This window comes from Kitasatospora sp. MY 5-36 (assembly GCF_001182915.1).
In the GTDB taxonomy this organism is placed as follows: domain Bacteria; phylum Actinomycetota; class Actinomycetes; order Streptomycetales; family Streptomycetaceae; genus Kitasatospora.
This window is the reverse complement of record NZ_LFVW01000064.1, coordinates 20,425-30,826: the sequence shown is the minus strand read 5'-3', so window position 1 is coordinate 30,826 and position 10,402 is coordinate 20,425. Positions and strand designations below refer to the sequence as shown.

Below are 10,402 nucleotides of genomic sequence, written 5' to 3'. Positions count from 1 at the left end.
CCCCGGCCGCGCCGCGCGACCGGGGCCCGTGAACGGGAGCGCTCCGTCAGGCCACGACGGGCGCCTGCTGCTCCGCGGTGGAACCGTCCGCGGAGCCACCCGCGCCCCCGGAGCCGGCCACGGCCCCGAGCGCCTTGCGCCGCCGCGGCAGCGCGAACATCAGCAGGAAGACCGCGAGCAGCACCCCGGCGACCCACCACATCGCGTGCACGAAGGCCCCGCCGAACGCCGTCCCGACCGCCTCCGGCGCGACCACGTCGTCCATCGCCCCGAAGAAGGCCGCCGACACCAGGCCGAGCCCGAGCGCGTTGCCCACCTGCTGCACGGTGTTGATCAGCCCGGACGCCGAACCGGCGTGCTCACGCGGCACCTCCGCCAGCACCGCGTCGGTGATCGGCGCGACGATCAGCCCCATCCCGAGGCCCATCACCACCAGCGGCAGCGCCATCTGCCAGGCGGTGATCGTCGTCCCGTACCGGTCCGCCTCCCAGATGTAGACGAGCACGCCCGCCGCCATCACCAGCGCGCCGGTCTGCAGCACCTTCCGCCCGAACCGCGGCACCAGCTTCTGCACCGACAGTCCGGCCGCCGTGGAGACCGCGATCGAGAACGGGATGCCGGTCGCGCCGGCCTTGAGCGGGCTCCAGCCCAGCCCGATCTGCATGTAGAGGGTCCAGACCAGGAAGTAGATGCCGAGTGCCACGCCGAAGGCCAGCTGCACGCAGATCCCGGCCGCGAAGGACTTCACCCGGAACAGCGCCAGCTCCACCAGGGGAGAGCCATCCCGCCGCGTCTTGACCTTCTCGTACGCCACGAACAGCGCGAACACCGGCAGGCTCCCGGCCATCGACAGGTAGCCCCACAGCGGCCAGCCGGCCTCCCGGCCGTGCGTCAGCGGGTAGATCAGCATCAGCAGGCCGAGGCTGGCCAGCGCCACGCCCACCAGGTCCAGCTTCAGCGCCTGGTCGGCCTTGGACTCGTCGATGAAGCGGCGGCCCAGCAGCAGTCCGGCGATGCCGACCGGCAGGTTGATCAGGAAGATCGGCCGCCAGGCCAGGCCGAACAGGTCCCACTCGGTGAGCAGCGCACCGATCATCGGACCGGAGACCGCGCCCAGCCCGACCACCGCGCCGAACAGGCCGAACACCTTGCCGCGCTCCTCCGCCGGGAAGGTCGCGTGGATGATCGACAGCACCTGCGGCACCATCAGCGCGGCCGTGCCGCCCTGGAGCACCCGGGTCGCGATCAGCATCTCGGGGCTGGAGGCCAGCCCGCACAGCGCCGAGGCCAGCGTGAAGCCGCCGATCCCGATCAGGAACACCCGCTTGCGGCCGTGGATGTCACCCAGCCGGCCGCCGGTGATCAGCCCGATCGCGAAGGCCAGCGCGTAGCCCCCGGTGACCCACTGGACGGCGCTGAACGAGGCGCCGGTGTCCTGCTGGATGCTCGGGATGGCGATGTTGACGATGGTCACGTCCACCAGGTCCATGAAGGAGGCGACCATCACGATCGTCAGCGCGATCCACCTCCGGCGCTCCGCTGCCGCGGTGCCCATTCCGTACTCCTCTACCTTTTCCACGTCCACGACAGTAGCGGGCATCTAGGTCAGAATCTGTCCCAGTTGGTCCGGCATTCTGGACGGCACGAGCGACGGCACGAGCGAGCGAAGCATCGAGAGGCGCACATGAGCGACACCCCGGCACGGCTGTTGAACCTCCTCTCGCTGCTCCAGACCCCGCGCGAGTGGCCCGGCAGCGAGCTCGCCGAACGGCTCGGCGTCAGCCCCCGCACCATCCGGCGCGACATCGACCGGCTGCGCGAGCTCGGCTACCCGGTGCGGGCCAGCATGGGCGCGGAGGGCGGCTACCGACTGGTCGCGGGCACCGCGATGCCCCCGCTGCTGCTGGACGACGAGGAGGCGGTGGCCATCGCGGTCGGGCTCCGCGCGGCGGCCGGGCACGCCGTGGTCGGCATCGAGGAGGCCTCGGTACGGGCGCTCGGCAAGCTGCTCCAGGTGCTGCCGGGGCGGCTGCGGCACCAGGTCGGGACGCTCAACTCCGCGACCGTGCCGCTGCTCGCCGGGGACGGCCCGACCGTCGACCCGGAGGACCTCACCGTGCTCGCCCGCGCCGTCACCGCCCGGGAGCGGCTGCGCTTCGGCTACCGGGCGTACGACGGCGCCGAGACCAGTCGGCAGGTCGAGCCCGAGCGGCTGGTCTCGGTCGGCCGCCGCTGGTACCTGGTCGGCTACGACCTGGACCGCGCGGACTGGCGGCTGTTCCGGGTCGACCGGCTGAGCGGCCCGGCCGCCACCGGCGTCCGCTTCACGCCGCGCCCGCTCCCCGCCGAGGACGCCGCCGCGTACGTGGCGGGCAAGCTGCGCCGCCCGTCACCGAGCGGCACCGTGGTCGCCACCGTGCACGCCCCGGCCGAGCGGGTCCGCGACAGCCTCCGGCCGGGCGACTCCGAGGTCGAGCCGATCGACGGGCACAGCTGCCGGCTCCGCTCCCGTTCCGACTCGCTGGAGTGGACGGCGATGCGGCTGCTGTCGCTGGACTGCCCCTTCGAGGTGCACGAGCCGCCGGCGCTGCGCGAGCACCTGCGCCGGCTCGCCGACCGCGCCCACCACGCGGCCGGCCCGGAGGCTCGGACCCCGGGCCCCGCCCTGAGGGCCGGCACCTGAGGCCGCGACCCGAGGGCCGGAACCTAGGCCTCGACCCGGAACCAGCCGTTGCCGGAGCGGAACCAGAGCACCCCGTCCCGGCCGTGCGCGCGCCCCCGGTCGAGGCCGCCGGGGACGCCGACCCGCTCGCGGCGCACCTCCCGCCAGCCCTTCCGGCTCTCCCGTTCGCACCGGATCAGCTCGCCGCCGGGCTGGAGGAACACGGCCCGGTCCCCGGCGATCGCGAAGCCCACCGGCTGGCGGGCCGGCAGCCGCATGACGACGGGCTCGCCCCCGTCCGGGTCGATCCCGGTGAGGTGGCTCCTGTCCCCGTACCAGGCCAGCCAGGCCCGCCGTCCCTCGGTGGCGGCGGCGAGGCCCTCCAGCGGCTGGTCGCCCAGCTGCCCGAAGTCCGGCTGCCAGACGATCCGTCCGGCGGTGTCCAGCCCGAGCAGGCCGTACTGGCCGAGCGGGTTGTCCCCGTAGTTGCCCTCGTCCCCGAAGGCGAGCCAGATCCGGCCGTCCCGGTCGGTGGTCAACGCCTGGACGTCGTCGCCGAGTTGCAGCTCCCGGGTCAGCCGTCCGTCCGGCCCGAAGACCTGGCCGTTGCGCTCCCAGCCGTCCGCCGACTCCTCGGCCCTGCCTCCGACCAGCAGCACCCGGCCGCCCGGCAGCAGCGCCAGGAAGTCCGGCGGGACCCCGACCCCGGTGAGCGGCACCCGCCACTCGCCCCGCGGGCCGCGCACCACCACCTCGCCGTCGAACGGCAGCCGGGCGCACGGCCACGAACCGGCCGGTGCCGCGTACCGCTCCGGCACCACCAGGACGGCCAGCTCCCCCTGCGGCCCGACCGTCCAGGTCAGGGCCCGGTGGCCGGCCCGGACGTCCTCCGCGGGCAGCCGCCAGACCTCGACCGGACGGTCGGACACCGGTATCGACATCGATCGGGCCCCGCTCAGACCCCGTACTCGGCGGTCAGCAGCGCCCGGCCCAGGGTGTGGAAGGTGAGGTTGAAGCCCACCTGGGCCGGCGGGGTGTCGGCGGCGACGTCCAGCTTCTCCACGTCCAGCGCGTGCACCGCGAAGACGTAGCGGTGCGGGGCGCCGGGCGGCGGGGCGGCGCCGTCGTACCGGTTGCCCGGGAAGTCGTTGCGGCCGTGGAAGGAGGCCTCGCCGGGCAGGCCGGCGTCCGAGGAGCCGGCGCCGCGCGGCAGGCCGGCGGTGTCGGCGGGCAGGTTCAGGGCGAGCCAGTGCCACCAGCCGGAGCCGGTCGGTGCGTCCGGGTCGTAGCAGGTGACCGCGATGCTCCGGGTGCCCTCCGGCAGGCCCGACCAGGCCAGCTGCGGCGAGAGGTTGCCGTCGGCGTGGACGAACTCCGGGCCCAGCGTGCCGCCTTCGGTGATGTCCTCGCTGCTCAGCGGGAAGGACGGCACCTGCGGAAGGAACTCGTACGGCAGCGGCGCGCGCTTGCTCATGGGCTGGTCACCTCTCACGGTCGGAATGACACAGGTCACTCTAAACGGCTCGCCGTAATCGGGTGCGTGTGCGATCCCGCCGCCCCTAGAGTCGACGGCATGGCCTCCAGAATGACCCGTCTGCTCTCCGACTCGCGCGACGCGCTGTTCACCATGCTCGGCCTCCAGGCCGTCATCTGGTCCGTCCAGGTGGTCAACTGGCTGGACGACTACGGGCTGTCGCAGGAGTTCGGCCTGCGCTCGGAGCGGATCGGCGACCTGCCGGAGATCTTCACCTCGCCGTTCCTGCACTTCGGTTGGGACCACATCGCGGCCAATGCCTGGCCGCTGTTCCTGCTCGGCTTCCTGTCCGCCTACCGGGGCATGAAGAAGTTCCTGCTGGCCAGCCTGGTGATCACGATGTCCGACGGGCTGCTGGTCTGGCTGCTGGAGAGCCCGAACACCGTGACGGCCGGGGCGAGCGGCCTGGTCTACGGCTACCTCGGCTACGTGGTGCTGCGCGGCGTCCTGGATCGCAACGTGCTGGACGCGGCGGTCGGCATCGTCATCGCGGCGGTCTACTCGACCATCCTGATCGGCGTGCTGCCGGTCACCCCGGGCGTCAGCTGGCTGGGCCACCTGGGCGGACTGATCGGCGGGCTGGCCGCCGCCTTCCTGCTCCGCCGCCGGCCGGCCGAGCAGCGGGCCCCGAAGCCCTCCGCCGCCCCGGACAGCCCCGGGTCCGCCCTGCTCAAGCAGCTGGACGACCTGGGCCTGTAGCCCCCGGCCCGGCGGCCGTCGGCCCGGTAGCCCACCCGGGCCATCAGGTATAGACCAATCCCACCCCTGCGGCTAGCGTGGACGGCTCACCCTCCCCCAGCTCCGGAGCCGCACCGTGGAGTCGTCCGTCCTCGCCTTCGCCACCGACCTGCTCGACGAGGGCGCCGACACCTTCTTCGGCAACCTCACCGACCGCGCCGGGGTCGGCGGCGTCACCCTCGCCTCCGTCTACCACGAGGCCCGCGACGTCTTCCCGCACAACCCCCGCCGGGTGGTCCGCTACCTGGAGCCGGGCGCGGCGTACTTCCGCCCCGACCCGGCCGCCTGGCGGGGCCGCCGGCTGGCCCCGGCGCCGTCCACCGCGATCGGCGACCGCGACCCCTTCGCCGAGGCCGGCGAGGAGGCCCGCCGCCGCGGCCTGAAGCTGCACGCCTGGACGGTCTTCTGTCACAACGACCGGCTCGGCTTCGCCCACCCCGGCTGCGCCCCCGCCAACGCCTTCGGCGACCGCCACCTCACCGAGCTCTGCCCGGCGAACCCGGAGGTCCGGGAGTACGCGCTGACCCTGGTGGCCGAGCTGGCCCGGTACGGCGTGGACGCGGTCCGCGCCGAGTCCCTGCACTTCCACGGGCTGCGCCACGGCTACCACCACGAGCGCTACTTCGAGGAGCTGGGCCCGACCGCCGAGGCCCTGCTCGGGGTCTGCTTCTGCCCGCACTGCCGCGCCGCCGCCACCGCCGCCGGGGTCCCGGCCGAGGAGGTGGCCGAGGCGGTCCGCGCCGAGCTGCGCCACCGGCTGGCCGACGAGTCCGCCGCCGCCCGGCCCGCCGACCTCAGCGCCCTCGCCGACGGCGCCTTCGCCGCCTACGTGGACGCCTCCGCCGCCACCGTCACCTCGCTGGCCGCCGACCTCTCCGAGCAGGCCCGCCGGCACGGCATGCGACTGAGCTTCATGGACGGCGGCGGCCCGGGCACCGGCTGGCTGGCCGGCATCGACCTGCCCGCCCTCGCCGGAGCCGCCGACCAGATCGAGACCCTCGGCTACGCGAGGACCCCGGAGGCCGTCCGGGAGAAGCTCGCCGCCTTCGCCCTGCACGGCGTCCACCCGAAGTCCATGGCGGTGATCCTGCGCCCGATGTCCTCCGACTGCGACGGCCCGGAGAACCTCGCCGCCAAGATCGCCACCCTGCGCGAACTCGGCGTCCCCGAGGTCGAGTTCTACCACTACGGCCTGATGCGGCTGTCCTCCCTGGACCGGATCGGCGCCGCGCTCTCCTCCTGAGGCCGGCCGCCGCCCGCCCCGGAACCGGTCACCGCCGCCGCTTGGACGTCCCGAACAGGCTGCGCGAGATCTCCTGCCCGAGCTGCTTCCCGGCCGAGCGCGCGAAGGACTTGACGCTCGGGTTGTTCAGCAGCGACCCGAGCAGCCCGCCCACGCCCGCCTGCTCCCGCGCCTTCCCCTCCCGTTCCTCCCGCCGCGCCGCCGGCTCGGGAGGAGCCGACGCGGGAGGCCCGGCCGGCGCCGCCTCCGGCCGGGGGGCGCGCGCCGCCAGCTTCTCGTACGCCGACTCCCGGTCGATCGCGTCCCGGTAGCGCGCCGTCAGCGGCGAGGCGTCCACCACCGCCCGCAGGTCCGCCGCCTCGATCGGCCCCATCAGCGACTGCGGCGCCCGCAGCCTGGTCGCCGCGACCGGGGTCGGCGCGCCCTTCTCGGAGAGGACGGTGACCACGGCCTCGCCGGTGCCCAGCGAGGTCAGCACCGCGCCGAGGTCGTACGAGGACCGCGGGAAGGGCGAGACGGTGGCCTTCAGCGCCTTGGCGTCGTCGGGGGTGAAGGCGCGCAGCGCGTGCTGCACCCGGTTGCCCAACTGCGCCAGCACGTCGGACGGGACGTCCCGCGGCGTCTGGGTCACGAAGAAGATGCCGACGCCCTTGGAGCGGATCAGCCGCACGGTCTGGGTGATCGCCTCCAGGAAGGCCTTGGAGGCGCCCTTGAACAGCAGGTGCGCCTCGTCGAAGAAGAACACCAGCTTGGGCTTGTCCGGGTCGCCCACCTCGGGCAGCTCCTGGTAGAGGTCGGCGAGCAGCCACATCAGGAAGGTGGAGAACAGCCGCGGCCGGTCCTGTACGGCGGGCAGTTCCAGCACCGAGACCACGCCCCGGCCGTCCGGGGCCGTCCGCAGCAGTTCGGCGGTGTCGAACTCGGGCTCGCCGAAGAACGCCCCGGCGCCCTCGTTCTCCAGCACGGTGAGCGCCCGCAGGATCACCCCGGCGGTGGCCGCCGAGAGCCCGCCGATGGTCCGCAGCTCCTCCTTGCCCTCGGGCGAGGCGAGGAAGGCGATCACCGCGGTGAGGTCCTTGAGGTCGTAGAGCTCCAGGCCCTTGGCGTCGGCGTAGTGGAACACCAGGGTGAGCGAGGACTCCTGGGTCTCGTTCAGGTCGAGCACCTTGGCCAGCAGCAGCGGCCCGAAGCTGGTGACGGTGGCCCGGATCGGGATGCCCGCGCCCTGCCCGCCGAGCGCGTAGAACTCGGCGGGGCAGCCGCGCGGCTCCCACTGCTGCCCCACCTCGGCGGCCCGGGCACCGGTCCGCTCGCTCGGCGTCCCGGGCGCGGCGACACCGGAGACGTCCCCCTTGATGTCGGCCAGGAACACCGGCACGCCCTGCGCGGAGAGCTGTTCGGCGATCAGCTGGAGGGTCTTGGTCTTGCCGGTGCCGGTGGCCCCGGCGACCAGCCCGTGCCGGTTGAGCACGCCCAGCGGGATGCGCACCTGGGCGTCCGGGTACGCGGTGCCGTCCAGCAGCACCGCGCCGAGGTCGAGGGCAGGGCCGGTGAAGGCGTACCCGGCGGCGATCTCCCGGACGGCCTGCGGGGTGAGGTCGGAGTCCATCGGTGAACACTCCTGAGCGGATCGGAACGCTTCGGAACGCTTCGGCATCGGCACGGAACCCGATCGGCACCGGGCGATGTTCGCGACATTTCCCATCAAACAGCGGCATTCGTCCATGCGCAGTTCACACCGGCGCGCGTGGCGGAGCCTCGGCTGCTGCGCCATCCGCCGTCCGAACGGTAGGCTTTCCGTGTGATCTTCAAGCGCATCGGCAATGGGCGGCCGTACCCGGATCACGGCCGGACGAGCACCCGCCAGTGGGCTGACGTCGCCCCGCGCCCGGTGCGACTCGACCAGCTGGTGACCACCAAGGGCCAACTCGACCTCGAAACCCTCCTGGCCGAGGACTCGACGTTCTACGGGGACCTCTTCGCCCACGTGGTGAAGTGGCACGGCGACCTCTACCTGGAGGACGGCCTGCACCGGGCCGTCCGGGCGGCGTTGCAGCAGCGCCAGGTGCTGCACGCCCGCGTCCTCGAAATGGAGTGACGGACCCCCGACCGGGCCGTCGGACCCCCACGGGCTTTCCGGACCGCCCCCTCGCCACCCGGCGGAGGGCGGTCCGCGCGTACCCCGGTACCCCCTTTCGGGTACCGGGGTACGCCAGATGATGATCGTTTAGTACCTTCGAGGCTGTCCGGCACTACGCTGCTGACTACGGCCGCGACCAGGGGATTCCGCCCGCACCGGGGGAAGCCCCCACCCGGCCGATCCGTCATCCCGACCCCGCCCTGGTACGAGGGGGAGACAAACCGTGAGCATGTTGACTCCCCAAGGCCTCAAGGGGAAGCAGTACCGCGTCACCGGCAACACCTACCCGCGCCTGGGCCGGCCTCCGAAGAAGAGCCGCAAGGTGATCGCCGCACTCGCCGGCCTGCTCGCCCTGGCCCTGGTCGCGCTCGGCGGCGTGCAGCTGTACGACATCTTCACCGGCAGGAACAAGAACGCCTCGGCCCAGGCCTGCGCGGACCCGTCCGGCAAGCCGCTGGCCGCCCCGACGCCGGGGGCCGCCCCGGGCACCCCCGCCGCCTCCGGTGCGCCCGCCGCCGCGCAGGGCGACCCGCACGCCGTCCCGCAGGCCTCCGCCGTCACCGTGAACGTCTACAACGCCACCACCAAGGCCGGGCTGGCCGGCCGGACGGCCGAGGAGTTCAAGAAGCGCGGCTTCGTCATCGGCAAGGTCGGCAACGCCCCGGCCGAGCTGGACAAGAAGGTGCCCGGCACCGCCCAGGTGATCGCCGGTCCGGCCGGCGCCGGCGCGGGCACCCTGGTCGGCTCGCAGATCGCCGGGGCCGCCGTCACCGCCGACGCCCGCACCGACACCACCGTGGACTTCGTGATCGGCGACAGCTACAACGCCCTGCTGGACGAGACCCAGGCGGCCGCCGCCCTCGCGCTGGCCACCAAGCCCTCCCCCGCCCCGACCGCCACCGGCAGCTGCTGAGACGGCACCGACCGGACGCGCGGCACCACCGAACACCGAGAGCCCCCGGCAGACGCAGTGCCGGGGGCTCTCGGTGTTCGGTGGTTCGGGTGGGGAGGCTCAGCCGGCCGTGCCGTACAGCCGGTCGCCCGCGTCGCCGAGGCCCGGGACGATGTAGCCGTTCTCGTTGAGCCGCTCGTCCACGGCGGCGGTGACGACGGTGACCGGCAGGCCTGCCAGCTCCCGCTCCATCACCTCGACGCCCTCGGGGGCGGCCAGCAGCACCACGGCGGTGACGTCGGTGGCACCGCGCTCGATCAGCATCCTGATCGCGGCGACCAGGGTGCCGCCGGTGGCCAGCATCGGGTCGAGCACGTAGACCTGGCGGCCGGAGAGGTCGTCCGGCATCCGGGTGGCGTAGGTGGAGGCCTCCAGGGTCTCCTCGTTGCGGACCATGCCGAGGAAACCCACCTCGGCGGTCGGCAGCAGCCGGGTCATCCCGTCCAGCATGCCGAGGCCGGCCCGCAGGATCGGGACCACCAGCGGGCGCGGGTAGCTGAGGCGGGTACCCAGCGTGACCGCCACGGGGGTGGTGATCTCCACCTCGTCGGTGCGGACGTCCCGGGTGGCCTCGTAGGCGAGGAGGGTCACCAGCTCGTCGGTCAGGCGACGGAAGGTCGGCGAGTCGGTGCGCTCGTCGCGCAGGGTGGAGAGCTTGTGGGCGACCAGGGGGTGGTCAACAACGTGGAGACGCATGTATCGAGGTTAGCCCGGTCCTGGACGGGTGTACGACTCGCCGTGCCCACCGGGGCGCCGGTCCGGGTGACGCTCCCGTGACCCGCCGTGACCCGGCGCGGTCGTCCGGACGGAAGTGCCTCCTGTGGTATCAACCGGGCCGTTCTGGGAATGTCACCTCTTATGACGAGCAACCCGAACCCTGGGGACGGCTCGATGGACGAGCCCGTCGACGGGGTGGGCCGGAGCCCGGGCCCGCCGTACGACCACCCCGAGACGGAAGCGGAGCGCCGCAAGCGGCGGGCCGTCTTCCTGCGCGAGCTCACCGAGGCGCGCGAGCTGCGGGAGCGGGTCCAGCCGCGGCGGACCAAGGAGCGGCGGATGCGCGAGGCGATGCGGATGCGGACCTTCCGGATCTGACCGGGCCCGGAACCGCCCCCGGAACCGCCTCGGGAGGC

The 10,402-nt window shown here is 73.5% G+C and carries 11 protein-coding genes; 6 read left to right on the top strand and 5 right to left on the bottom strand.

Annotation, left to right across the window (positions count from 1 at the left end; translation table 11 throughout):
• Window positions 1–46 precede the first annotated feature (46 nt).
• On the bottom strand, window positions 47–1,555 hold the full coding sequence (locus AE652_RS06345; RefSeq protein WP_082345354.1) for an MFS transporter: 1,509 nt from the start codon (window positions 1,553–1,555) through the stop codon (window positions 47–49).
• A gap of 129 nt (window positions 1,556–1,684) precedes the next feature.
• On the opposite strand from AE652_RS06345, the gene AE652_RS06340 reads away from it, so the two are divergent.
• A complete protein-coding gene (locus AE652_RS06340) occupies window positions 1,685–2,683 on the top strand; it encodes a YafY family protein (protein ID WP_049650165.1) in 999 nt (332 codons plus the stop codon).
• Between the two features lie 23 nt (window positions 2,684–2,706).
• Here AE652_RS06340 and AE652_RS06335 read toward each other — a convergent pair whose 3' ends face one another.
• Together AE652_RS06335 and AE652_RS06330 are read right to left on the bottom strand one after the other, a co-directional pair.
• A complete protein-coding gene (locus AE652_RS06335; protein ID WP_049650164.1) occupies window positions 2,707–3,591 on the bottom strand; it encodes a hypothetical protein in 885 nt (294 codons plus the stop codon).
• A gap of 26 nt (window positions 3,592–3,617) precedes the next feature.
• Complete coding sequence (locus tag AE652_RS06330; RefSeq protein WP_049650163.1) at window positions 3,618–4,136, bottom strand: YbhB/YbcL family Raf kinase inhibitor-like protein; 519 nt, start codon at window positions 4,134–4,136, stop codon at window positions 3,618–3,620.
• Window positions 4,137–4,235: 99 nt separating this feature from the next.
• Here AE652_RS06330 and AE652_RS06325 point away from each other — a divergent pair, with 99 nt between their 5' ends.
• The gene (locus AE652_RS06325) at window positions 4,236–4,895 is read left to right on the top strand and encodes a rhomboid family intramembrane serine protease (RefSeq protein ID WP_063780077.1); all 660 of its coding nucleotides are present in this window, start codon (window positions 4,236–4,238) and stop codon (window positions 4,893–4,895) included.
• 115 nt (window positions 4,896–5,010) lie between these two features.
• Window positions 5,011–6,177 carry a hypothetical protein gene (locus AE652_RS06320; RefSeq protein WP_049650162.1) on the top strand — a complete coding sequence of 389 codons (1,167 nt, stop codon included), beginning with the start codon at window positions 5,011–5,013 and terminating at the stop codon, window positions 6,175–6,177.
• A 28-nt stretch (window positions 6,178–6,205) separates the two neighbouring features.
• On the opposite strand, the gene AE652_RS06315 is transcribed toward AE652_RS06320, so the two are convergent.
• A complete protein-coding gene (locus tag AE652_RS06315) occupies window positions 6,206–7,786 on the bottom strand; it encodes a helicase HerA-like domain-containing protein (RefSeq protein ID WP_049650161.1) in 1,581 nt (526 codons plus the stop codon).
• 192 nt (window positions 7,787–7,978) lie between these two features.
• Between AE652_RS06315 and AE652_RS06310 the strand changes: the two genes are divergently transcribed.
• Window positions 7,979–8,275, top strand: a complete 297-nt coding sequence (locus AE652_RS06310; protein ID WP_030061387.1) for a type II toxin-antitoxin system VapB family antitoxin — start codon at window positions 7,979–7,981, stop codon at window positions 8,273–8,275.
• A gap of 271 nt (window positions 8,276–8,546) precedes the next feature.
• Window positions 8,547–9,230, top strand: coding sequence for a LytR C-terminal domain-containing protein (locus tag AE652_RS06305; RefSeq protein WP_049650160.1), 684 nt, complete (start codon window positions 8,547–8,549; stop codon window positions 9,228–9,230).
• A gap of 99 nt (window positions 9,231–9,329) precedes the next feature.
• Here the strand turns inward: AE652_RS06305 and upp are convergent, their stop codons facing one another.
• The gene (gene upp / locus AE652_RS06300; RefSeq protein WP_049650159.1) at window positions 9,330–9,965 is read right to left on the bottom strand and encodes a uracil phosphoribosyltransferase; all 636 of its coding nucleotides are present in this window, start codon (window positions 9,963–9,965) and stop codon (window positions 9,330–9,332) included.
• A gap of 195 nt (window positions 9,966–10,160) precedes the next feature.
• Between upp and AE652_RS06295 the strand changes: the two genes are divergently transcribed.
• The gene (locus AE652_RS06295) at window positions 10,161–10,364 is read left to right on the top strand and encodes a hypothetical protein (RefSeq protein WP_049650158.1); all 204 of its coding nucleotides are present in this window, start codon (window positions 10,161–10,163) and stop codon (window positions 10,362–10,364) included.
• Window positions 10,365–10,402: the final 38 nt, after the last annotated feature.